At 59.0% G+C, this 23,522-nt stretch carries 16 protein-coding genes and 2 pseudogenes; 9 read left to right on the top strand and 9 right to left on the bottom strand.

What is annotated here, in order from left to right:
- Positions 1-22: 22 nt before the first annotated feature.
- The 5 genes and pseudogenes from LRS06_RS02470 to LRS06_RS25500 form a co-directional block, all read right to left on the bottom strand.
- Complete coding sequence (locus LRS06_RS02470; protein ID WP_257870023.1) at positions 23-643, bottom strand: hypothetical protein; 621 nt, start codon at positions 641-643, stop codon at positions 23-25.
- Positions 621-1,109: an OmpH family outer membrane protein gene (locus LRS06_RS02465; RefSeq protein WP_257870022.1), complete on the bottom strand. Its 489-nt coding sequence runs from the start codon at positions 1,107-1,109 to the stop codon at positions 621-623. Before LRS06_RS02465 ends, LRS06_RS02470 begins: the two co-directional genes overlap by 23 nt.
- Before the next feature lies 1 nt (position 1,110).
- Positions 1,111-1,554 (bottom strand): DUF4348 domain-containing protein, encoded by a 444-nt coding sequence (locus LRS06_RS02460; protein ID WP_257870021.1) that lies wholly within the window; start codon positions 1,552-1,554, stop codon positions 1,111-1,113.
- A complete protein-coding gene (locus tag LRS06_RS02455) occupies positions 1,551-5,699 on the bottom strand; it encodes a peptidoglycan DD-metalloendopeptidase family protein (protein WP_257870020.1) in 4,149 nt (1,382 codons plus the stop codon). Before LRS06_RS02455 ends, LRS06_RS02460 begins: the two co-directional genes overlap by 4 nt.
- 1,107 nt (positions 5,700-6,806) lie before the next feature.
- Positions 6,807-7,514: pseudogene (locus LRS06_RS25500) on the bottom strand (LamG-like jellyroll fold domain-containing protein); the annotation flags it as partial.
- Between the two features lie 279 nt (positions 7,515-7,793).
- Between LRS06_RS25500 and LRS06_RS02450 the strand changes: the two are divergent.
- Positions 7,794-8,183, top strand: a pseudogene (locus tag LRS06_RS02450) (integrase core domain-containing protein); the annotation flags it as partial.
- Positions 8,184-8,249: 66 nt separating this feature from the next.
- Here the strand turns inward: LRS06_RS02450 and LRS06_RS02445 are convergent.
- On the bottom strand, positions 8,250-9,467 hold the full coding sequence (locus LRS06_RS02445; protein ID WP_257870019.1) for an MFS transporter: 1,218 nt from the start codon (positions 9,465-9,467) through the stop codon (positions 8,250-8,252).
- Positions 9,468-9,693: 226 nt separating this feature from the next.
- Between LRS06_RS02445 and LRS06_RS02440 the strand changes: the two genes are divergently transcribed.
- The 5 genes from LRS06_RS02440 to LRS06_RS02420 all read left to right on the top strand — a co-directional run bounded on the left by LRS06_RS02440 (position 9,694) and on the right by LRS06_RS02420 (position 12,818).
- Entirely contained in the window at positions 9,694-10,329 is a 636-nt protein-coding gene (locus LRS06_RS02440) for a hypothetical protein (protein ID WP_257870018.1), read from the top strand.
- A 72-nt stretch (positions 10,330-10,401) separates the two neighbouring features.
- Positions 10,402-10,845, top strand: coding sequence for a GNAT family N-acetyltransferase (locus LRS06_RS02435; RefSeq protein WP_257870017.1), 444 nt, complete (start codon positions 10,402-10,404; stop codon positions 10,843-10,845).
- A 2-nt stretch (positions 10,846-10,847) separates the two neighbouring features.
- Positions 10,848-11,501, top strand: a complete 654-nt coding sequence (locus LRS06_RS02430; protein ID WP_257870016.1) for a tetratricopeptide repeat protein — start codon at positions 10,848-10,850, stop codon at positions 11,499-11,501.
- A complete protein-coding gene (locus LRS06_RS02425) occupies positions 11,498-12,451 on the top strand; it encodes an MBL fold metallo-hydrolase (RefSeq protein ID WP_257870015.1) in 954 nt (317 codons plus the stop codon). The genes LRS06_RS02430 and LRS06_RS02425 overlap by 4 nt, the downstream gene beginning before the upstream one ends.
- A gap of 55 nt (positions 12,452-12,506) precedes the next feature.
- Positions 12,507-12,818: an antibiotic biosynthesis monooxygenase gene (locus LRS06_RS02420; protein ID WP_257870014.1), complete on the top strand. Its 312-nt coding sequence runs from the start codon at positions 12,507-12,509 to the stop codon at positions 12,816-12,818.
- A 54-nt stretch (positions 12,819-12,872) separates the two neighbouring features.
- On the opposite strand, the gene LRS06_RS02415 is transcribed toward LRS06_RS02420, so the two are convergent.
- Positions 12,873-13,469, bottom strand: a complete 597-nt coding sequence (locus tag LRS06_RS02415) for a nitroreductase (RefSeq protein ID WP_257870013.1) — start codon at positions 13,467-13,469, stop codon at positions 12,873-12,875.
- Positions 13,470-13,684: 215 nt separating this feature from the next.
- Between LRS06_RS02415 and LRS06_RS02410 the strand changes: the two genes are divergently transcribed.
- Positions 13,685-14,644, top strand: coding sequence for a hypothetical protein (locus LRS06_RS02410; protein WP_257870012.1), 960 nt, complete (start codon positions 13,685-13,687; stop codon positions 14,642-14,644).
- Positions 14,644-15,015 (top strand): hypothetical protein, encoded by a 372-nt coding sequence (locus LRS06_RS02405; protein WP_257870011.1) that lies wholly within the window; start codon positions 14,644-14,646, stop codon positions 15,013-15,015. The genes LRS06_RS02410 and LRS06_RS02405 overlap by 1 nt, the downstream gene beginning before the upstream one ends.
- Positions 15,016-15,222: 207 nt before the next feature.
- On the opposite strand, the gene LRS06_RS02400 is transcribed toward LRS06_RS02405, so the two are convergent.
- Entirely contained in the window at positions 15,223-15,939 is a 717-nt protein-coding gene (locus LRS06_RS02400; protein WP_257870010.1) for a hypothetical protein, read from the bottom strand.
- A gap of 366 nt (positions 15,940-16,305) precedes the next feature.
- Here LRS06_RS02400 and LRS06_RS02395 point away from each other — a divergent pair, with 366 nt between their 5' ends.
- On the top strand, positions 16,306-20,181 hold the full coding sequence (locus LRS06_RS02395; protein WP_257870009.1) for a T9SS type A sorting domain-containing protein: 3,876 nt from the start codon (positions 16,306-16,308) through the stop codon (positions 20,179-20,181).
- An 81-nt stretch (positions 20,182-20,262) separates the two neighbouring features.
- Here the strand turns inward: LRS06_RS02395 and LRS06_RS02390 are convergent, their stop codons facing one another.
- On the bottom strand, positions 20,263-23,472 hold the full coding sequence (locus tag LRS06_RS02390; protein WP_257870008.1) for an efflux RND transporter permease subunit: 3,210 nt from the start codon (positions 23,470-23,472) through the stop codon (positions 20,263-20,265).
- Positions 23,473-23,522 lie beyond the last annotated feature (50 nt).

The raw sequence follows: 23,522 nt of genomic DNA, 5'->3' as shown, positions 1-23,522 counted from the left end.
AGGGGCCTGGTAGTTCAAAAGGTTAATGCACAAGCTGGGGGAGGTCAGCCAGATCTTCGCCCTTGAAGGGGAAGCGCGCGGAGCCGACGCCCAGATAAGTATCGTGCAGGGCCAGGGTAAAACCATCCTGCAAGGGCAAGCGGGCCGTATCGAACACGAGCAGCACCGTGGAGTGACCAGTAGTGCCGAACCCGCGTGAGTAGTTAGCCAATAGTGCTGGCACCGAATCATGGGGCTGGGCAGTGGGCACCAGGTAGGTAACGGCCCCGATGCCGGTGTTGAGGTAGGCCACGGTCTGGGCCATGTCGCCACCATGGTTGGCCGTGTGGCTTTCCAGGTCCTGACCGTTCGCGGAGAAGGTGAGGGTGCAGTAGGTTTTGCCGGCATAGGCCTGGCGCAGAGAATCCAGGCGGGCCGAGGCAGCTGCGTTTTCACCCAGCTCCTGGTGCAGAACAAGCTCTACAGGGCGGTAGGTAGCCTGAACGTGCATACCGCTAGCTTCAGCGCTCTGTACAAGACCGTGGGCGGGGTCCTGCAGGTAGGCCCGGTAGGCCGCTTCTTCCACCGGGCTGGAGCAGGCTCCGAGGGCTACCCCGGCCAGCACACTCGCGCCGCGTAAGTTACTCGCTCGGGTGCTGCGCATCGTATTGCTGGTTGAGGCCGGCCAGGATTTCATTGGTCAGGTCGGTGCTTTCGGCAGCGTACACGATGTTGCCCTGGTTGGTAGCCCCGAAGATGAAAGCATAATCGTGCTCCTTGCCGTACTGCTTGATGTAGGCATTGATTTCCTCCAGCAGCGCCTGCTGCACCCGCGCCTCCTCGGCCTGGGCTTTCTGCTGCGCGGCTTCCCGGTAGCGCAGCAGTTCCTGCTCCTTAGCGGCGCGCTGAGCAGCAGGTTGGGCCTGTAGCTCCCGGGCTAAGGAATCAAGGTTAGCTTGCCAGGCTTGGTTGGCTGTCAGCAATTGTTGACGGTGGGGAGCTGTGCCGTGGTAGCCATCAACTAGCTTGACGGGGTTGATGTAAGTGTATTTCTGTTGTGAGCATGTAAGAAAACAAAATGCAGTGCCACAAATGAAAAACAATCTATTTAAATGAATGCCTGTTTTCATATTATATATATTCAAATTTGTAGTAAACCAAATACCATTTTCCGTTCCTTTTCTCAAACTTCCTGTTAATGGTAAAACCAGAGTCTTGAATCCATATTTGTTCAACCGCATACGCATTTGATGTAGTGACTTTTTTCTTTATATTCTTCATCTGTTTTTTAAGATTGCTATAAGATATTACCTCAAAATCCTTGTTTATTTTCCATTTTTCAAAAACAACCTTATCATTTTCATCTATATATTTTAGCTCGCCTTTTAGGGGTGTAATAATTCTAGATAATTGGAAAGTTTTATTACTGTAGAAATTATTATAAAACACTTCAAATGTTTCATTGCTTTGGCTTGTTTTTTTGGGATTTCCATTTAGGCTATAGCTTTCTGTGGTTTCAGACTTGCTATAGCAATGCAACTGCAATGCAATTATGATTGAAAGAATGAGTTTCATAATCCAAAAGGAAAAATGCTAAGTGGGTTTATGGTCTTTCCATCAACTCTGACCTTAAAATGTAAATGAGGGCCAGTGCCATATTTTCCTGTGTATCCAATTATTTGACCTTGTGATACCTTTTGTCCTTGCTTAACAACTGTTCTCGAGAGGTGAGAATAACTTGTTGTAATCTTACGACCATGGTAGCGAGTAGTATGATTTATTATAACGAACTGCCCATAATCAGCTGTCTCTGCCTGCGAAACTACACCAGACCAAGGACTTCTTATAGGTGTACCTGCTTTTGCTCTTATGTCTAAAGCCGGATGAGACGCACTTTTTTTGAAGTTAGCCGTGTTAATAATTCTTATGCTTTCAGTATATGGACTTGTAACTACTCTGTTGTAAGAAATAGGTGGAGTAGGTTCTTGTGTGTCGAATTCTTTTAGGGGTGTTAGCATTCTAAACGAAACTTCGATGTTTACATCAGGAATATTTATTTTTGGTATATTCCAGCTTATGTCATAATCAATATTGTCAGCCTTTGTTGATCCATGGCGTTCAACGTCAGGCCCTAAAACTCCACCGGCAAGAAAACCGATAGCTGCTCCTTTCGCCGCCCCATCCCACTTACTTCCGGAACGATCCATAGCCATACCTATGCCTGCTCCAATTAATGCTCCACCTGCAGATCCGACCCAGCTCCATCCACCATCAATATCAACGCCAGAAACCGGATTATTGCCCATACCCACGTAGGGAGAGTGAAATTGACCTTCCGGGTCGTAGGATGTCCAGCGGCCAATGCGGCTGTTATAGAGACGCAGCTCAAAGGCATCATAGCCGGTTTCGTCGTCCTTGTCAGCGTACTGACCCTGGTAGCCGTGGCGGTACTTCTTCGTGCCTACCGCGTAACTCAGGCCGGTGATGGGGGTACCAAACGCGTACTGGTGCTGCTCCTGCACGATGGTGCTGTTCGTGTGTTCCAGCACAACATCATCAAAATACACCGTCCGGGTAGGGTCATTGCTTTCCACGGAGAGCTCCAGCTTGCCGGTCTGGGGCAGGCGCACGCCCAGCTTAAGCTGTTGCCACACATCGGCCTGGGTGCCCACGAAGGGCTCGTACTGGTCGGAGACGGTGTTGCCCTGCTCGTCTTTGAGGCGGTAGTGCAGCCAGGCCAGCACCCCGGCCGTGGGCTTGGTGGGCTGCAGCAACTTGCTTAGGCCTGTGAAGGTGAGGCCCACGCCTACCCGGCTCAGCAGCTGGGAGGCTTTGCCGGGGTGGCGCAGGGTTTCGCGGGCGCCGCGGCTCAGGCCATTGCCCACGGTGCCGGTCGTTACGGTGGCCGCCGCCAAGATGGCTGAGCGGTTACCGCAGGTAGGGCAAGTAGGGACACTAAACCGTACCCAGGCTGAGAAACTAACGGTGTCACCCTTCTGCACGTCCAGAATTTTGGCCGGGCCAGTTGTAACACCTTGCGCGGCCACTAGGCGTGAAACGGAGGTGCCGGTAGAGCCGGGGCGGTTGGGCGAGAAAGCAAACCGCGTAGCCGCCACATTGGTAAAGTCCGCTTCTTCCTGGCTGGCCTGTGCGGTTTCCATCGTGGCTTGGAAGGTTTTGGTTTTGGGCCGTCGGAAGACGACGCGGGCGTTGCCCAACTGGTCGTTCAGCTCGTAGCGCGGTTCCAGGGTGTTGTCCTCCACGCGGGTAATGGTTCCTACCCGGCTGGCTCCGTAGAGGGGTACCTCGGTTAGCTGCAGGGCCTGGCCGGCGGCCTGCTCGTAGGTGCTCAGCACGTTGCCCTGGGCATCGGTTACGTAGTAGGTGGTGTTTTGCAGCACCCCGGCAGCATACACGGCCTTGGAGCGGCGGTAGCCCCGGTCGTCGTAGGTGTACAAAGCCAGTGGGGTAGTGCGGGCCGCGTTGGTGTACACACCTGTCACCTTGCCTGCCACGTCGTAGCTCAGGAAACGGTCGGTTTTGCCGGCTTCGGTTTCACGGGTCATCTGGCCGCTCTCGTCGTACTCGTAGCTGAGTACAGGATTACCGGCGCCGTTCACCGTGCGCGTGAGCTTGTTGGTATTAGCGGCGTACTGGTAAGTGAAATCGTCCGTCGCCAGGCCGGCACCATCACGGCGCCGCAAACTCAGAATATTGCCGTGGGCATCATAATTCAGGTTACCCTCTGAGAATTTTCGGGTTGCTTCCTGACTCAGCGTGGTGCCAGCCGTCAGCGTACCATAGTCAGATTCCAGCAGTTGGCCTTTCGCATCGTATTGGTACGCGTAACCATGTACATTAGGCGCGGCGGCTGTGTGCCAGGAACTGGCGCGTACTAGCCCCGCGTAGAAAGTCTGGTTCTGGTTGGCCGGGCTGCTGAGGTTAGGAGCCGTGAGTTGGCGGCTGGCATAATCCCCGTTGAAGTAGTCGAGTCGCAGACCGAACAGATCTTTCAGTGTGCCATTGGTGGTTGGATTATCCTTGCCGGGGTCGAGGCGCTTTTCCGCATTGTTGATGGCTTTCAGCCAGCCTTGCACAGTGTAGGTATAATCAATTCCCTGCAAGCGGTCAGCTACCTCCACCCGTTTGAGCGGGCCATGCAGGTAGTAGAAGTAGCGGGCCTGCAGCGTCCGGTTCTGGGCCAGCCCATCGGGGCTGGTGTACACGCTACGCAGGCGCTTATCGGCATCGTACTCGTAATGGTGGTAGAAGGCGTCAGGCTGACCTTTTTGATACGCCACTTCCAGCACGTTGCCCAGCAGATCATAGGTATAATCCACGGTTTTGGTGCCCATCGTCGGGGCGTCCTGTACCATCCAGATAAGACGACCTAACTCATCGTAGCTGTACCAAGTGGTGCTGGTGCCATTGGTGGTTTTGGCCACGCCACCGAGCAGAAAATCCTGCTGTCTGCCATTCAGCTTTGGGTCGGCTTGCCCATTCACTAGCACGGGCTCATCGTACCATACCTGGTTGCGCTGGCTGCAGCGGCCCACATCCAGGCCGCCGCTGGCGGTACGGTCTTCCACAAGAGCCAGCACGCTGTTGGCCGCGGCTATCCGTTCCCGGTGCAACTCCAGGTAGTCGAGGTTGACGCCCCCGGTGTCGCCGTTATCAACCTGTAGCTTAATGGTGTTGACGCCACTGGACAGGTTGAGGGAAAGCGTAGTGGTTTCCCACCCTGTCAGGGAGCTGGTAGCCGGAAACTGGACTTTCGATACGAAGACGTTATTGACGTAAAGGCTGAGCACCTGGTAGCCGGAGGTGGTGCTGGTGGCGTAGCGAACATGCACTGGGTACGTGCCTGCGGCCAGGGAAGCCGTGCTTACGCTCGCGTACTTGCCGGTAGCCGTCAGGCCCGTCAGGTAGCCCGTACTCCGGTAGCCGACATTGGCGGTGGCTACCGTCGCGTTTTTGGTGCCTGCTGCCTCGGCCTCATGGGCAAATACCTGCGGCAGTTGATTCTCAAACAGCTTGCCCTGGGTGCGGTCAGTGGCCATGGTGTATTCCCCCGACTCCACTACCCGGCCGAACCCGTCGTAGTTGGAATAGGAAAAGCGGCCATTGGCACGTTGCAAGGCACTTTGGGAAAAGCGGATCCGTCCATCGCGGGCGTACACATATTCTGTCCGCCCTTCGTCAATGCTCTCGGTAGCCAGTACGGCACCGTCACCGCCGTACGTGGTACGGGTGACGTAGGTAGGCTGGGAGCTGTCATTCTGCTTAACCAGCTCTATGTCATCAAAATAGATCCATTGATTGGTGCCCGCGTTTGAGCTGAATCCTACTTCGCATTTGCCGGCCGTCACGGCAATATTCGTCAGCTCAATTTGCGTCCAGTTGCCCCACTCATAGGTAGTCGGGATAGGTATCTGCCGTTGCGTACCGCCAAAGTTGCGGGCCAGCATAAGCACCGACGTTTGCCCGCCGGTCGACTTTACCCAGGCCCGCAGGGTATAAGAGCCATTGGGCAGGTTGGTTACCGTCTGAATCGAGGTAGTAGTATAGGCGGTTGAACCCCAATGGCAGCCATAGTACCGCCCGCTGTGGGGGGCTCGGTCAGCGCGGGTTTCGGTGAAGGCATTGTTATTGGCACTCACCCATCCGCTAGCGGCTGTGGTACCGGTTTTCTCCTGCTCAAAGCCGGGGTTACGTAACAAGTTGCTGCTGTTCGTTCCTTTCGAGGCAATCGTGGCCACTACCCGCCCCGCATCATCATAATAGCAGTAGCTAAATTCCCCATAATGGGCCAAGTAGCTGAATGCTTGATTGTCACTGATGGAAACTAGCCGGTAAAAGCCCGGGCTCAGCGAAATCGTAGGCCACGGCGCGCTGTATGTGCTGACTGCATCCGTTAATAGATTGACTACTTTGAGACTACCGGTGCCTGTTACTGTTAATTGCGTGCGACCAGCCATTGGTATATGCACATCCTGAAATTGAGGAATACCACTCGTATTGGCCGGATCAGAATGAATGGTGCCAGTGAGCGTCAGGCCTGGATACTGCGGCCCACTCAGGCATGTGGCTACCACCTGACCATCGGCATTGCGGAACGTGATGCTTTCGGTACTATCTGGATTTATACTGACCATTTTCTCCCCTTGCAGCCGTAGGGCACTACCGGCCGGTGTACCCGCCGTATACAGGCGGCGCAGGCTTAGATAATGGTCTAATTCATTGAGTACGGGGAACTCCCGGCCCCTCACTTCCCGACCCAGTCCCATGCGGAGTGCATCGCCCGGGCCGGTGGCTCGTTTCACACCTCCTAAAGGACCGCTGAACTCTTCTGTAAGGCTAAAGGGATATTGTGTTGTGGCCGTTAAAGGCTCCAGAGTGTTATTTGCACTGTAATAATATCCAACAGATCCAAGGGTACTCTGGCTCACAGCAGATGGATTGGCGGCATTCGAACCTTCAAAATTTGTAGCAGCATATGTAGTGCCGGGGGCGGTGGAAGGAGAGATGAAGTTGTTTTTGAAAGCGAACTGGCTGTTGTCGATCGGAGCAGGGAGGGTGGATAGCAAAGGTTTACCACCCGTACTGTAAACAGTCTGAGTTGCAAGAATATGGTTAGTTGTCTGACTTTTCACTTGTGTTTGGGTTGGCCGCCCCATACCATCCATAAACTGCTTCCCCTCCGAGACAATACTTCCACTCCCATCATATGAACGGCTATAGCTCCAGTTTTTATCCAAGTTGTCAGCTGCGGCTGCGGCTGGTGTATATACCGTGGCAACACTGGTCGCCAGCTGCGCTATTTCAGCTGCCGACAGAGCCCGATCATATACCCGCAGATCGTCATAGTATCCTGTGGCACGCAATTCTGTCCGTAGTGGGTTAGGCGAGCCGATGTATAGGTCTTTCCACGCGGTAGGCATAGTCATACCCGTGGCACGGTAGGCAATACGGGTAGTGGCGCTGCCTGCCACTGAGCGGTAGAGCGCCGCTTCCCCTCGATTATAGGTGAAGCTGAACCGCACCCATGTACTAGCGGGTAGTTGATTGATGCCAAAGGGAGACTCAAGTCTGGTTCCCATGTCAGTACCAATAAATACCTGCCCGCCTACAGAGGCGTGAAAGAAAAAACCTCCGTCCCAAGCGTTTCCATCAGAGGCTATGCCTGTACCGATAGCTTGTGAATAGTTTGTGACAGTGTTCGGGGCAACATATACCCACCAACTTATAGTAAAGGCCGCTGGCTGCCAAGCGATAGGAATGCGCACAGAGGCTTGGTTGGTGAGCCATATAGAGCGCCCTACCTTTCCTGATGACCAATTAGCGCTGCCATCTACTATCGCCGAGTGGCCACTGCCAGAAGCATCGGTCGCAACTAAGCCTCCCGTTTCATCAAACTGTAGCCAAGTGACCAAGCCCGCTTGTAGTGAGCTACTAGATTGTGCCTGGCCGAGAGTGCAGTTGAATAGGACACAGGCAGCAAGAATACAGTTGCGGATAAGTAAGCAGTGCTTCATACACATACTATTACTGATGGTGTAATCAGATTAATCCCATAGAATTTACTACAGGAAAAGACACACCTTCTTGTCAAGGCCTTAAGAGCCCTGCAAGAGGTAATAAGCATGCAATAGGATAACCAGTGAGTAGAGCAAAAGAAGGACACTGGCCGCCCTTCTGAAAGCTAATATATTATTATATAAAAATATATACAAGGTTTTAGTCATATTTTTTATTGCGATAGTTCCTGATATAAATAGGCTATTAGAATGATTTGGCAGTTTTCTAACTCATAATTCCTGCGCCGGGTGCTCGACAAGCTGTCCTACAACGTGCACACGGTACTGACCGATAACGGTGTGCAGTTCACCCCGCGAGCCCACCAGTTCCTGCCCGGCGGGCACAGCTTTGACCGCATCTGCTGGGAATACGGGGTGGAACACCGCCTGACCAAACCCGCGCACCCCTGGACCAACGGCCAGGTCGAACGCTTCAACCGCACGCTGAAAGAGGCCACCGTCCAGCGCTACCATTACCAGACCACGGCCCAGCTCAACGAGCACCTGCAAGCCTCTTTGCTGGCCTATAACCACGCCAAACGCCTCAAGCGACTGCGTGGCCTGACACCACACGAATTCGTCTGCGCCCAATGGCAAAAGAGTCCGGCTAGCTTTACCCGTGACCCGACCCAGCTCACCCTCAGCACAACCCAGCCTGAGCACGCACCTCGACAGGCTTGGATCAGGGCTGAATTACTTGGGTAGAAGCCCGGTGGACGCAGTTTCAGCCAGGGGCTCGGGGGTTGGCTCAAGCGGCGTGGGTTCTGCTTCCTGGCTATTAGGCATCCCGATGGCGAGGAGACCGATGGCCGCTCCCATCAGGGCTACGAAGGCGAAGGACAGCCGCAGGTTGAACAGTTGGGCCAACAGCCCGATAAGCGGCGGGCCGGCCAGAAATCCGAAAAAACCTACCGTGGATACCAGCGCCAGCGCCACGCCCGGCGAAATACCTTTCACGCGCCCCGCGGCACTGTAGGTAAGCGGAATTACAGACGAGGTGCCAAAGCCCACCAGCAGAAAACCCAGCAGCGCCGTGGGCAAACCAGGAAACAGCACCGCCGTGAGCAGCCCCAGGCAGATAAGGGCGCTACTCAATTGCAGCACCCGTGCCACGCCCAGATGGCTGGTCAGAAAATCGGAGCCGAAGCGGCCCAGAGCCATAGTGCTCATGAAGGCCACGTAGCCGCTGGTGACCCAGGCTTTGTCGGCCTGCACTACCTTCTGAAAGTACACCCCGCTCCAGTCGAACATGCACCCTTCGCAGAGCAGCCCAAACAAGGCAATAAGCCCCAGGCGCAGTAGTTGCCCATCAGGCATGCGCAACACAAAGCCGGTACCGCTGGCGTGCCCCGTAGGCTTGGGTAAGCTGCCCCGCACGACCAGCAGCAGCACCAGTAGCGCCGCGCTGATACCGGCAAAATGCACGAGCGGCGGCTGGTGCCAACCTACGAGCCAGGTAGCTACTATACCGCCTACAAAGCCGGCCAGGCTCCAGAGACCGTGAAACGAGCCCATGATGACGGAACTGCCGTAGCTTTTCTGCACTTCCAGGGCCTGGGCATTCACGGAAATATTGAGCAGGTTGCCGGCGCTGCCGAACAAAACCAGCACGGCGGCCAGCGTCCAGGTGGTAGGGGCTAAGCCCAGCAGGGGCAGAGAGAGGGCGTAGAGGGCCGAAGCTAGTTGCACCACCCGGCGGCTGCCGTAGGTATCGGTGAGCCAGCCGGCCAGGGGCAAGGCCAGTAGGGAACCCAGGGGCATAGCCAGCAGCAGCTGGCCCAACTGCCCTTCGGAAAGGCCCAGTTGCAGGCGGATATCGGGGATGCGGGAAGCCCAGCTGGCAAAGCACAGGCCACTGAGAAAAAACAACGCGCTAACGGCGGCGCGGCTCCGGCGGGGAGAAAAAGACATAAGCAAAGGAGTAGAGCAAAGCCGTGGGAATTTCAGCGTAGCGCCTCCTGGGGTCGTAAAACCAACTGCAAGTTCCGACAAAAAGGACAATCGGGCACTGATACGGACGCCGCCGGAAAAAGGTATGGTTCGGGTTGGGGCTTGCACGGCGGCCCGGCAATCGGCAATTTGCGGGCGGCGGGCCGCCGGTGCGGGCCGCATTCGTTTGTTTGCTGAAGCCGCTGCCATGCTTTCTTCCACCCACTACGCCGCCCTGCCCACCGCGCCCGCCCTGCAGCGCCTCTGCCAGGCTCTGGCTGCCCTCGACGCCATCAACTCGCCCGACCCGGAGTACCGCTACTACACCTACGACCCGCTCTGGGACTTACAGGAGCAGCTGTTTGAGCTGAACGACGGGGAAGGTGACCAGCTGCTGGTGCTGTTCCGGCCCGAGGGCTGCTGTATCAACGGCTTTCTGGCCGGGTACGACCAGCCCGAGAAAGCCCAGGTGACGCGCGGCCTTCCCGAGGCATTCGAAGAGTTCATGTTCGGGGAGCCGGTGAATTCCATTGGTACCACGTCCTGCCTGTGGTACACGCCCGCCCACGGCTGGCAAACCGGCCTGATTGAAGACGAGGACGATGGCTCCGACGAGCTGCTGTTCATCTTCGACGGCCAGCCCGAAACATACGCCGACTGGGCCAACGAGTACTACCTCGAAGACACCGACCGGGACCCTATCGAGCCGGAAGACGTAGCCCGCATCTACCGCCACGAGCCCCTGACGAAAGCCACCGCGCTGGCCCTCAACAACGAGCTGACCGACTGGCCTCAGCTGGCGGCGGACCTGCAGGAAATTGGCTACCCGTATGAGCTCAGTTAATTAGCAGTTCGTCATTCATAGCGCGTCACGCTTCTGCATGACTGGCGCGACGACCAGTTTACCTAAACCCCCATGCTTTTCCGCGACGCCCGGCCCGAGGACATTCCCCAGCTGACAGCAGTGCGCTTTGCCGTGCGCGAAAACGTGCTGCGCAACCGCGCCCTCGTCACCGAAGCGCACTACCTCGACTACCTCACGCGCCGGGGCCGCGGCTGGGTGTGCGAAGTAAACGGAGCGGTGGCAGGCTTTGCCATTGCCGATCTGCAGGACCACAGTATCTGGGCCTTGTTCGTGCATCCTGATTTCGACCAGCGCGGCATTGGCAGTCATCTGCACCAACTCATGCTCGACTGGTACTTCCAACAAACCCCCGAAACCATCTGGCTCAGCACCAGCCCCGGTACCCGCGCCGAGGCATTCTACCGCCGCCAGGGCTGGCAGGAAACCGGCCGCACCAGCAGCGGCGAAGTACGCTTCGAAATGACGAAGACAGGGTGGACTGAAAGAGGAGGGTAGTAATGGAAACCACGCGCTATCTGCAGAAACAGGCTGATGCCGGGGATACTGATGCCCTGTTTAGGCTCGGCTACCGGCTGGCTTTTGGCCGCCATCGGCTCCGCCCGGTGACCTGGGAAAAGGTGCTGCACTATTGGGAAACAGCGGCGAAACAGGGGCATAGACGCGCGTTATTTTACTTAGGCACTTGCTACGAGCACGGTAGAGGAGTACCTATCGATTTGCACCAGGCATACCAGTATTTTCTGCAGGCGGCGGAACAAGGGCATATTGATGCGGCCTACAACGTTGGGTTTAGCCTCCGGAACGGAAATGGAGTGGAGCAGAACCTGCCTTTGGCGGTATCATGGTTCCGGCGGGCCGCCGAGGCCGGAGATGCAGAGGCTCAGCGCGACCTGGGCTACTGTTATATGCTGGGTGTGGGAGTTCCAGAGGATTACAGCCAGGCGGTGTACTGGTACCGGAAAGCGGCCCGGAACGGGGATAGGAAGGCCCAATACAACCTGGGTTTGTGCTATCTGTCCGGTGAAGGCGTGGCGGCTTCCGACCGTTGGGCAGCCTTCTGGTTTGGCAAAGCGGCTGGTGCCGGGCACCGCAAGGCCAAACAGGAGCTGAAGAGACTGTTCACAAACCGAACCTCCCGGAATCAGCCATGAGCTATAAACGAACTGGTTGGATTTGTCTGGTGCTGTGGCTGCTGGCCCTCCCAGTTCCTGCCCAAACAGCCTTCACCGTAGTGCCCCTGGGCGTGCGGGGTGGCGGCGACGAAAGCAACCTTTCCTGCTACCTGGTGGCTGCGGCCGGCACTTCTGCCTACATCGGCCTCGACGCCGGCACCGTGCGCGCCGGCCTGGTCAGGGCAGTAGCTGCCAACGCTTTTCGGGCGCCCGTTGAAGCCATCCTGCGCGACTCCATCCGGGGCTATTGCCTTTCGCACCCGCACCTCGACCACGTGGCCGGCCTGCTGCTCAATGCTCCCGACGACGCCCGCAAACCCCTCTACGGCCTGACCGGCTGCCTCGAAACCCTGCAGAAAAGCTACTTCAACTGGCAGGCCTGGCCCAACTTCGGCCCCGGCGGCGCGGCCCCTGCCCTGGGTAAGTACATGTTTCAGCCCCTGGCGCCCGGCCCCGAAACGGCCCTGACCGGCACCGACCTATTCGTGCGCGTGTTCCCGCTCAGCCACGGCCCGGGCTACGAAAGTGCGGCTTTCCTCCTGCGCCACCGCGGCAGCTACCTCCTGTACCTGGGCGACACCGGTGCCGATGCCCTGGAAAAGTCCGGGCTGCTACGGGCGCTGTGGCAGGCGGTGGCCCCGCTGGTGCAGCGCGGGCAACTGAAGGCCCTGTTCATCGAAGCCTCGTACCCCAACGAGCAGCCCGAAAACCAGCTGTTCGGCCACCTCACGCCCCGGCTGTTGCTGCAGGAGCTGGATGTGCTGGCGCAGCTCACTGGTCCCAAGGCACTGCGTGGGCTGCCGGTAGTTGTCACGCACAGTAAGCCCACGGCCGATAATGAGGCCCTGGTTCAGCGGCAGCTTGGGGCGGCCAATGGGCTGGGCGTGCGGTTTGTTTTCCCGCAGCAGGGCCAGCGGCTGGGGTTTTGATTGGGAAAACAGCTGGGTTCAGCTACTTTGGCTTTTCTTCAACCATCCAAACGCCATGAGCAAGCTTATTACCCGCATCTGGCACGGCACCACGGCCGCCCACCACGCCGATGACTACCTCCAATACCTGGAAGAATCCGGCATCCGGGACTACCGCCAAACGCCCGGCAACCTGGGCGTGCAGGTGCTGCGCCGCCTAGAAGGGGAGGTCTGCCATTTCTGGACCGTTACGCGCTGGGACAGCTACGCCAGCATCCAGGGTTTCGCCGGCGAAGACTATGAGAAGGCGCGGTACTACCCCGAAGACGCGCAATACCTCCTGGAGTTCGAGCCCACTGTCCTACACTGCGAGACGTTCGAGTTTTAAGTAAGCGTGGAAGCGACTTAGCCGGCTGCACCCAAAGCCAAGCAACCCCGCCCCTTAATCCCTCACCCAGGAGACTTTCTCCTCGATGGGCTTGCGCAGGTTGCGGCCGGGAAGCTGGGCTACGTAGCCCAGGTAGAAGAAGCCGAGCAGCTTGTCGTCGGGGCCGAGGCCGAAGAAAGGCTTGGCTTCCTCCACGTACGTAATGCCGCCCGAGCCCCAGTAGCCGCCCAGCCCGTAGGCCACGGCCGATAGGTGCAGGTTCTGCACGGCGCAGGCCACGGCTTCTACTTCCTCGATTTCGGGCAGGATGTGGTGGCGCTTCATGCCGATGGCAATGACGTGCGAGGCCAGCAGCGGATTCTGCGCCAGCTTCTGTGCCTTCTTCTCGTCCACCAGCTCCCCGGCCTGCGCGCGGTAGAGCCCCGACTGAAACTCGGCCAGCCGCTTCAGTCCTTCACCCTTGAAGACCACAAAGCGCCAGGGTTCGGTGCGCTTGTGCGTGGGCGCCCAGTTGGCGTTTTCCAGCAGCTGCAGCACCATGTCGTCGGGGATTACGCGGCCAGGCTCGAACTGCACCGGCTGAATACTGCGCCGGGCCAGCACAAGGTGGTTGAACTGTTCGGGAGTAGGCAGAAGCGGGTTGGCAGCCATAGCAGGAAGAATCGGAAGATGGAAGCGGAGCGGCCTGCAACTGGCCGGCTCGGATAGGAAAGCCAATGCCCGGTAGGTTTGTTTCGGGCCGCGCCCCGGCGGCCTACTTACCAAATCCGGTTGTTGCCATACCGGAATACCCCGGCCGCCACTAGCGGTTAGGATATGGGGCTGGCCGCGTGGACTTTTAGCTGCTCCTGCTAACCTTCCTGCTTATGAAAACATGCTACCCCACGCTGCTGCTGCTGCTGCTGCTGCTCGGCACCATCGCCCGCGCCCAAACCACGCCTGCTACCGGCTCCGTCGGCATCGGCACCAGCACGCCCGACGCCAAGGCTGCCCTCGACATCAGTAGCACCGACAAGGGCCTGCTCATTCCGCGCCTGGACTCGGTGCAGCGCGCGGGCATTGCGGCGCCGCCCGACGGGCTGATGGTGTTCCAGACCGACGGGCGCCAGGGCTTCTGGTACGCCCTCGGCGGCCAGTGGCTGTACATTCCCGATAAGACCAAAGCCGGCGACAACCTGGGCAACCACGCCGCTTCGCAGCACCTGGGCCTGCGGGACTTCGACCTGCGTCTGCGCGAGGCCTCCGACGGCAACCACGGCCTGGGCTGGTACGGTAACAGCAACAGCCCTAAAAACTGGCTGAGCCAGACCGTGGACGGGCCGGTGCTCTACGGCTATGGCGGCGGCGTGCTCGGCACCGCCGACGGCAGCAGCCCCCGCTCGGTGCTGACGTGGACCAACGCCGGCCGGGTGGGCATCGGCCTGAACAGCCCCACCCTGCCCCTCGACGTATCGGCCGCCCTGGGCCTGCGCAACGCGGCCTCCTGGGACCACCTCTACTTCAGCCATGACGGCAGCACGGCCCTCGTCAACGCCGGCGGCGCCGAAAGCGGCCTGGCCCTGCGCGTGGGCACCGGCAGCACCGGCAGCTACGGCGACCAGCCCTACAACGAGGTGATGCGCCTGCGCGCCAACGGCCGGGTGGGCATCGGCACCAACGACCCGCAGCAGACCCTGGACGTGAACGGCACGGCCCAGGCCGACGCCTTTGCCTACCGCACAGCCCAGACGCGCTACCTCACGGTGAGTGCCGCGGCTTTCATCAGCGCTGCGCCCCACGTCTACGATACCAACGTAACGATTGGCCCGGCTACGGGCTCCCCCTGATGCTCAACCTGCCGAATGGCACCGTGGGGCAGCCGGGCTACGTGGTGGCGCCGGTGCAGCTGCCCCAGGGCGCCACCATTACCAGTCTCACTCTTATTGCCTTCGACAACGATGGCACCAGTGTGGTGCCTCAGGCCCTGCTGGGCGCTATTATGCCGGCCTCCAGCAGCACCACCATCAACGTGGCCTACGTGGGCCAGGTAGCCCTGACGACCGAAAACGGCGACTGGCAGACCGTCACGCAACCCACCAGCCACGTCGTGCGCAACGATTTGTACACCTACAACCTGCGTGTGCGCCTGGCCCAGAACAGCAGTGGCAGCCTGCTGTTCAGCGTCCGCATCGGCTACACCGTGGCCCAGCCCGACTAGGGGCCAGCGTTCCGGCTACAGCCCGCACCGGTGCTGAGGCTAGGCTGATGCCTTCGGGCGGTATCTGCACCGGTGCGGGCTGTGTCCAGAGGCCTTTGGATAGTTGTTGCACCGGTGCGGGCTATAGCCGGGGAGCCTCAGTCGTCTTCCGCACCGGTGCAGACCCTGCCCCAGGATCTTTGGCGGCTGCCCGCACCGGTGCAGACGCTACCCGGCAGCCGGGGTGGTGGGCTGCGCCTGGGCGCGTGCCACCGTCCGCCGGGCATTACGCTGCGGCAGCGTATCGTAGTCGAAATAAGTAGCGGCTTTGGCGGGCTCCTGGCGGTGCACGTAGAGGGCAGTGCAGTGCACGGCCCAGAGCGCATCGGCCAGGGCCAGGGCCTCGGGCCCCAGAGCTGAGATGGTGTCTTTAAGGACCTTGGCGCCCTGGTGCTTGGCAGCCGTGGCCGTGGTGTAGGCCGTGAGCAGCAGGCGGGCCTGGGCACCAGCCGCCTTCAGGGCCGCATCGGCGTGGGTTTCCAGCTGCTCCACGTAGGCCGTGAGGCGGGTCAGGCGCTTGCTCTTGGGCGCCTGCGTCAGGCCACTGAGCTTGTCGGGGTAGAACAGGGGCCGCTCGGTGGGGTGGTCGTAGAGGCGCGGGGCCAGCAGCTTTTTGTCGGTGGCCTGCACCTGGGCTTTAAGGGCCGCAAAGGCCTGGTCCTCGGTCTGGGTGCCGCTCTGGCGCTGGCCGCTGCCGCTGGTGCGCCCGCTCAGGCCCTGGCGGAAGGCGGTGAGGGCTGCGAGCAGGGCGGGGCGCTCATCGCGCAGCAGCTTGGCCACGGCGGCGGGTTTGAGGGCCTCGGCGGTGTAGTCGGCAAAGGCCGCGAAGGCGTCGCGCGAGGCCTGCAGGCGCCGGAAGTGGTTGTCGTACCGTTCTTCGTACATAGCGGGAAAGAAGGGATAAGAAGGAAGAAGAAAAGATGAGCGGCCGGGGCGGGTACTGGCGGTGTGTAAGAGGGCCCGGGCCAAACAGATAGCGCGTAGATAACTGGCCGGAAGATGAACCGGAAAAGTGACTTCTGCAACATAGCTGCCGGCTCGACACAACTATCTTTGCTTTAGTTTTGCCTTTCATCCGTGCGTTATCCCTTTTGCATGATACACCGTTACACTTCTACCCTCTTAGTACTTATGGTGGGGCTGCTCCCCATGCTAGCGCTGGCTCAGGCTCCTACGCTTACAGCTCGAATACCGGCTGCTAATGCTCCTGCTCCACGCAACGGTGCTGTTGAACTAACTTTCTCCGAGGCTATGAACACGCGTACGGCTTCTGCCGATGCCGTACGCGTAGTTAGCCAGTGGCGTGGGCTCTTGCCGGGCACCTATACGGGCGCGGGCACCAAGACCATTCGCTTTCTTTCGAGTCGCATATTGCTACCCGGAGAGCCAGTCACAGTGGGTGTTACTAGTCAGGCGGCCACCTTGGCTACGGGTAAGTCCATAGTGCCCACGCAGTTTCAATTTGCCGCCCAGGTGCTGGCGGGTAATGCTCGATTTCGTCCTGAAGAGGAAGTTCTGAATGCGGGCCTCAACCCGAAAAACTTGGCTTCGGGTGACTTAAACGGCGACGGCCGCCTAGATTTAGCGGTAGTCAACAGCGGCTCAAACCATATCGGTATTCGACTAAGCGTCGGCGACGGCACCTTTACCAGCTCCCCCAACGTGAGCGTGGGCACCACTCCAAGGGAAGTAGCTTTAGGCGACGTAAATGGTGATGAAAAGCTGGATATAGCAGCGGTCAATTATGACAGCAATACAGTAAGCATCTGCCTGGGAGCAGGCAACGGCATGTTCAGTAGTGCAAGCAGCGTAAGTGTGGGTGTAGGGCCAAATAGCGTGGCACTGGGCGATGTGAACGGCGACGGCCACTTAGACTTGGTTACCTCTAATACCTATTACCTGACCCCTAGTGTGAGCGTTCGGCTTGGAGTCGGCAATGGTACGTTCAGCGGCACCGGTACGCTCACCGATGCCAGCACAAATATCCCACAACAGGTACTGCTGCGCGACGTGAACAAGGACCAGAAATTGGACCTGATCATGCGCTATGCTACCTACGGCAACTCGGGCGTATCTATTCGGCTGGGTACTGGTAGCGGTACATTTGGCACTTCTCTTCGACTGCCAATAGGTACTCCACAGGACGTAGAGTTGGCTGATGTGAACGAAGATGGCAACGTAGACCTGCTGGTTCCTGATGGGGGAAGTGCGGTGTTTGTTCGTTTAGGAAACGGTAACGGCACGTTTACCAGCGCTCCTAACGTCGCACTGCCTTACAGCAACTGCGGCATGGCACTTCAGGATCTGAATGGGGATGGCCACCTGGATATGGCCGTAGCCATCACCAGATCCAACACGGTGAGTATTAGTTTGGGAGTCGGCGATGGTACCTTTCGTAGGGCGGTCGATGAGGTAGTAGGAGCTGGGCCGCTTGATGTAGTGCTTGCTGATCTGAATGGGGATGCCCGGCCCGACTTGGTCGCTGTCAACGGTGATAACGGCAGCCTTAGCGTACGCCTGGGGGCCGGCGACGGCCGTTTTTCCGCGACAGCACAAACACTCGGTGGCGATGTTGTTCGTGAGGTGAAGCAGGGGGATGTGAATAATGACGGCCTAACCGATTTGGTACTCGTTGATAGCTCGCAAGACCGCATACACGTGCGCTTGAGTACCGGCGATGGTACATTTATCAGCGCCCCTAGCGTATCCTTGCTTCCCACCGCTTGGAGCACGACGCTAGGTGACTTGAATGGCGACGGCAACCTGGATCTGGCGACGGCCCATTACGGTATTGATATGGTCACTATTCGTCTGGGAGCCGGCGACGGTACGTTCAGTGGGTCTACCTACTTTACTGTAGGCTCCGCGCCCTATGCAGTGGCTATCGGCGACCTGAACGGGGACGGGCTAGCCGACCTAGCTGTGGCGAACACGCGAAGCAACACCGTTAGCATTTGTCGGGGCAACGGCAATGGCACCTTCTCCACCACTGTCAACGTGCCTGTAGGCTCCTTTCCTAATACGGTTATCATCCACGATCTAAATGAGGATGGAAATCTGGATATCGTAACAGCGAATCTTTACGGCAACAACCTTAGCATTCGGTTCGGCAACGGCAACGGTACCTTCACCAATGCCCCCGACGTGCCCGTGGGCGTTAATCCAGGACGTGTGGAGGTACACGATCTGAATAAGGACGGAAAAGGGGACTTGGTTGTAGCTAACTCCCGAACCGGCAATGTGAGCATCCGATTAGGCGACGGCACCGGCAGCTTCACCAGCGCGGCTGATGTACCTGTGGGCACTACTCCCACCGAAATGGCCATAGGCGACCTGAATGCAGACGGCAACTTGGACATTGTGACGGCCAATGCGGCGGCCAACTCCGTCAGCATGCGTTTGGGTAATGGTGATGGTACTTTCCGGGGCTCCGCTAATTTGCTCGTGGGGGTAGAACCCGGATCCGTTCTGCTCAGTGACCATAACCGGGACGGCAAAGCCGACCTGACTATTCTCAGTCGGGCAAGCGGCACGCTAAGCATCCTTCCGGGCAATGGTACCGGAGCGTTCGATGGCACGAGTGACCTGACAGTCGGCACCGCGCCAGCCAGTGTGGCATTGGGTGACTTAAACGCTGACGGCTTGTTAGATGCAGCTACTTGCAACTACACTGCTGGTACGGTTTCGGTTCGGCTGGGCACTGGCGCAGGGCGCTTTGCTAATGCCCCCGACGTGAGTGTGGGCCTCAATCCGCTAAGCTTGGCCCTTGGTGATGTCAACGGCGACAATCAGTTGGATTTGGTCACCGCCAACAGCGGCGCCAGTACCATTAGCGTCCGCCTTGGCGGCGGCAATGGTACCTACAGCAGCGCGGCTGATGTAAGCGTGGGAAGTAGTCCACGCAGCGTAGCCTTAAGTGATATAAATGGCGACGGCCGTTTGGATATTGTGACGGCCAACTACAACGCGCACACTGTAAGCATACGGTTGGGAAACGGCGACGGTACGTTCGGCGGCACCACTAACATAACCGTGGGAAATTTCCCGCACTGCGTAGCCCTCGGTGATTTAAATGGAGACGGAGTTCAGGATATAGCCATTGCTAACAGTGGAGCAAGCTCCGTCAGCACCCGCTTGGGGGTAGGCAATGGTACCTTCACCAACGGGCCGACGTTTATAGCAGGTACTACGCCTCAACACCTAGCCTTGGGTGACCTAAACGGAGATGGGACGCTAGACTTGGTCGTAGCCGACAAGACCAGTACTGGGGTAGCTCACATCGGCCTGGGCACAGGTACTGGTACGTTTGCTGCCGTCGCTACTATACTTGTGGGAGCCGGCTCCCAGTACGTTGCTTTAGGCGACTTGAATGCAGACGGAAAGCTTGATCTGGTGATGAGTAATTCCAGTGTCCATACGGTGAGTATGCGCCTGGGTACCGGAACGGGGGCATTCACTGGCAACACCAACATAGTGGTGGGCAAAGCCCCGTACAGCGTAGCTCTGGGCGACATAGACGGTGACGGGGACGTAGACATAGTAACCTCGAGCTATATAGGCAACACCCTGAGCGCGCGCTTGAACAATGGTGGAACCGGCATACCAGACTCCCCGCCTTTGCCTGTCGAATTAATTCAATTCAGCGCCCTGCGCGCCGCGACTACGCAGGTACAGATGCGCTGGCACACGGCTCAGGAAAAAAACAATGCTGGCTTCTATATCGAGAAAGGCATCGACGGCCGCCACTGGCAGCCCGTGGGCTTTGTGTCCGGCCATGGCAGCACCACTACTGCCCACGTCTACAACTACTCAGATACCGAAGCCGGTGCGGCCTACTACCGTCTCACCCAGCAGGACCACGACGGCACCAAGACCCGCTCGGAGGTGCGCTATGTGGCCGGTGGCGCGGCAGTTGTAGAGGTGTTGCAACTGTTTCCTAACCCGGCCGCTACCACCGTGCAGCTCGTGGGTACCGATGCAGGGGCTGAGGTGCAGTTGTTGACGCTACAAGGGCACCTGTTACGCCGTTGCCCAGCCGGCACGACCCAACTCGATGTACGCGGCCTGGCAGCCGGCCTCTATCTGGTACGCTGCGGCCGGCAAGCGGCGCGGCTGGTGGTGCAGTAATGACGTTCAGTTCCCAAACGCACAACGGCCGGCCTTCCGCAGGGGAGGCCGGCCGTTGTGCGTTTGGGGGGTGACGGGTAGCTACCCCGGGTGCGGAGCAGCGGCGTCCCCGGCCGCGGGGCCGCCGTGCTCTTCATCGGGCTGGTAGTTGGCTTCCAGCTCGGCCAGCTTTTCTTTGCCGTAGGCGAAGCGCGTAATCAGCACGTAAAGCACCGGCACGATGAAGATGGCCAGCACTGTGGCCGAGAGCATACCGCCCAGCACCGTCCAGCCAATGGTCTGCCGGCTCTGGGCGCCGGCGCCGGCGGCAAACACCAGCGGCAGCACCCCCAGGATAAAGGCCAGGGACGTCATCACAATGGGGCGCAGGCGCAGGCGCACGGCTTCCAGCGTGGCTTCCACCAGCGGCTGACCTTTATCCACCCGCTCCTTGGCAAATTCGATAATCAGAATGGCGTTCTTGGCCGAGAGGCCGATGAGCGTAATCATGCCAATCTGGGCGTACACGTTGTTGGTGAGCTTGGGCAGGAAAAACAGCGCCAGAATGGCCCCGAACATACCCACCGGCACGGCCAGCAGCACCGAAAACGGCACCGACCAGCTTTCGTAGAGGGCGGCCAGGAACAGGAATACGAACACCAGGGACAGCCCGAAGATGTACACCGTTTGGCCCCCGGCCAGCAGCTCCTCCCGCGTGAGGCCCGAGAATTCGTAGCCGTAACCCTGGGGCAGGGTCTGGGCCGCCGTTTCCTGCAGGGCCCGGATGGCGTCGCCGGAGGAGTAGCCCGGGGCGGCGCTGCCGTTGATTTCGGCCGAGCGGAACAGATTGAAGTGGGAAATGAGCGGGGCGCTTTCGGCGCGCTTGTAGCTGGTGAGCGTGCTCAGGGGCACCATGCCGCCCGAGGCATTGCGCACGTAGTACTGGCCCAGGTTGCTGATGTCGCCGCGGTACATGCTGTCGGCCTGCGTTACTACGCGAAAGTTGCGGCCGTACACCGTGAAATCGTTCACGTAGGCCGAGCCCAGGTAGGTGCGCAGGGCCGTGCCGATGTCGGCAATGCTTACGCCCAGCTTCTTGGCTTTCTCCCGGTCGATAGTGAGCTGGTAGCCGGGGGTGTTGGCCGTGAAGAAGGAGAAGGGCGCGGCAATTTCGGGGCGCTTGCGCAGGGCCCCCAGGAAGTTCTGCAGCGTGGCATCGAAGTTCTTGATGTCGCCGCCGGCCTCGCGCTCCTGCAAGACAAAGGAGAAGCCGCCGCTCTGGCCCAGACCCGGAATGGCCGGGGGCGAAATCACCACGATGTTGGCCTCGCGCAGGCGGCTCAGGCGCTGCTGCACGGTGGCCATCAGGCTTTGCAGCTGCAGCTCCTTGTCTTTGCGGTTGTCCCAGGGCTCCAGCTGGCAAAACACCGTGCCGCTGTTCGACTTGGAGGAGAAGTTGACCACGTTCAGGCCGCCTAAGCCGGCGTAGTGGGCAATGCCTTTGATCTGGCCCAGCTCCTTCATCACCTCGTGCAGTGTAGCCACGGTGCGCTCGGTAGAGGCAGCTTCGGGCAAGGTGAAGGTCACAAACAGGCGGCCCTCATCCTCCGTCGGGATAAAGCCGGTAGGCTTGGTCTTGAACAAGAGCCCCGTAGCGGCCACGATGCACACCAGAATCACCACCACCAGGCGGGAGTGCTTGATGCCGCGCTGCACGCCGTTGCCGTACTTGCTCGTGACCCGGTCAAACCAGGAGTTGAACTTAAAGAACAGCCGGTCGAGGCCGCGCGAGTTTTCGTCGCGCTTGTGGGGCTTGAGCAGCAGTACGCACAAAGCCGGCGTGAGCGTGAGAGCCACGAAGGCCGAAATCACCACCGAAATGGCAATGGTAATGGCAAACTGCTGGTACAGGCGACCGGTGATGCCGGGAATAAACCCTACCGGCACGAACACGGCCGCCAGAATCAGGGCAATGGCAATAACCGGGGCCGAAATTTCGCGCATGGCCGCCAGCGTGGCATCTAGGGGGCTCATGCCCCGCTCGTTCATGTTGTGCTCCACGGCCTCCACCACCACAATGGCGTCATCGACCACAATACCGATGGCCAGCACGAAGCCGAACATGGTGAGCGTGTTGATGGTGAAGCCGAGCGGAATGAAAAAGATGAACGTGCCGATGATGGACACCGGAATGGCCAGCACCGGGATGAGCGTGGAGCGCCAGCTCTGCAGAAACAGAAACACCACGATGATAACCAGCACCAGCGCCTCTACCAGCGTATGCAGCACCTCGTTGATGGACACCTTCACCACCGTGGCCGACTCAAACGGCACCACGTAGTCCAGGTCCACGGGGAATTGCTTTTTGAGCTGCTCCATAGTAGCCAGCACGTTCTCGTAGGTATCCAGGGCATTGGCACCGGGGGCCTGGTACACCAGCAGGTAGGCGGCGCGCTTGCCATCCACGTAGGAGTTGTTGGCGTAGTTGAACTTGCCCAACTCCAGCCGGGCCACGTCCTTCAGGTACACCATCGAGCCGTCGTCGGGCCGGGTCTTGATAACGATGTTGCCGAACTCCTCGGTGTTGGTGAGGCGGCCCTTCACAAATACGATGTACTCGAAGGTCTGCCCGGTTTGGGCGGGCGGGGCGCCAATGGAGCCGGCCGCAATCTGGGCGTTCTGCTCCTGGATGGCCGCCGTTACTTCCTGAGCCGTTACGCCCAGCTGGCTGAGCTTGTCGGGGTTCAGCCACACGCGCATCGAAAAGTCGTCGGCCCGGCTCACAATGTCGCCCACGCCCTTGGTGCGCAGCAGCGCGTCCTTCACAAACACGTTGGCGTAGTTGTCGAGAAAGGTGGTATTGTGGGTGCCCTTGGGCGCGTACATGGCCACCAGCATCAGGATGCTCGGGTTACGCTTGCGCACAATCAAACCCAGGCGCTGCACTTCCTGGGGCAGAGTCGGCTGGGCAATGCTCACGCGGTTCTGCACGTCGAGAGCGGCAATGTTGATGTTGGTGCCCACCTCAAAGTTCACCGTCATGCTCATCTGCCCGTTGCTGGTACTGTTGCTTTGCAGGTAAGTCATGCCGGGCACGCCGTTCACCTGCACCTCCACGGGGGTAGCCACGGTCTGCTCCACCGTCTGGGCGTCGGCGCCGGTGTAGGTACCCGTCACCGACACCGTGGGCGGGGTGATTTCCGGGTACTGGCCCACGGGCAAATTCAGGATGGCCAGCACCCCCACCAGCACAATCACCAGGGAGATGACGATGGCCGTGACGGGGCGCCGGATAAAGGTTTCTGCAATCATCTAGGCTAATATTAGGGTCGCGGCTAAGGCCAGTTTTGGCTTAGCGGCCA

This window comes from Hymenobacter sp. J193, assembly GCF_024700075.1.
Taxonomy (GTDB): Bacteria; Bacteroidota; Bacteroidia; order Cytophagales; family Hymenobacteraceae; genus Hymenobacter.
The sequence above is the reverse complement of the archived record's forward strand: the minus strand, read 5'-3'. Positions and strand labels throughout refer to the sequence as shown.

Coding starts and splice junctions, on each gene's coding strand:
- LRS06_RS02470 (WP_257870023.1), bottom strand. CDS start 643: ATGCGCAGCACCCGAGCGAGTAACTTACGCGGCGCGAGTGTGCTGGCC.
- LRS06_RS02465 (WP_257870022.1), bottom strand. CDS start 1,109: ATGAAAACAGGCATTCATTTAAATAGATTGTTTTTCATTTGTGGCACT.
- LRS06_RS02460 (WP_257870021.1), bottom strand. CDS start 1,554: ATGAAACTCATTCTTTCAATCATAATTGCATTGCAGTTGCATTGCTAT.
- LRS06_RS02445 (WP_257870019.1), bottom strand. CDS start 9,467: ATGTCTTTTTCTCCCCGCCGGAGCCGCGCCGCCGTTAGCGCGTTGTTT.
- LRS06_RS02440 (WP_257870018.1), top strand. CDS start 9,694: ATGCTTTCTTCCACCCACTACGCCGCCCTGCCCACCGCGCCCGCCCTG.
- LRS06_RS02435 (WP_257870017.1), top strand. CDS start 10,402: ATGCTTTTCCGCGACGCCCGGCCCGAGGACATTCCCCAGCTGACAGCA.
- LRS06_RS02430 (WP_257870016.1), top strand. CDS start 10,848: ATGGAAACCACGCGCTATCTGCAGAAACAGGCTGATGCCGGGGATACT.
- LRS06_RS02425 (WP_257870015.1), top strand. CDS start 11,498: ATGAGCTATAAACGAACTGGTTGGATTTGTCTGGTGCTGTGGCTGCTG.
- LRS06_RS02420 (WP_257870014.1), top strand. CDS start 12,507: ATGAGCAAGCTTATTACCCGCATCTGGCACGGCACCACGGCCGCCCAC.
- LRS06_RS02415 (WP_257870013.1), bottom strand. CDS start 13,469: ATGGCTGCCAACCCGCTTCTGCCTACTCCCGAACAGTTCAACCACCTT.
- LRS06_RS02410 (WP_257870012.1), top strand. CDS start 13,685: ATGAAAACATGCTACCCCACGCTGCTGCTGCTGCTGCTGCTGCTCGGC.
- LRS06_RS02405 (WP_257870011.1), top strand. CDS start 14,644: ATGCTCAACCTGCCGAATGGCACCGTGGGGCAGCCGGGCTACGTGGTG.
- LRS06_RS02400 (WP_257870010.1), bottom strand. CDS start 15,939: ATGTACGAAGAACGGTACGACAACCACTTCCGGCGCCTGCAGGCCTCG.
- LRS06_RS02395 (WP_257870009.1), top strand. CDS start 16,306: ATGAACACGCGTACGGCTTCTGCCGATGCCGTACGCGTAGTTAGCCAG.
- LRS06_RS02390 (WP_257870008.1), bottom strand. CDS start 23,472: ATGATTGCAGAAACCTTTATCCGGCGCCCCGTCACGGCCATCGTCATC.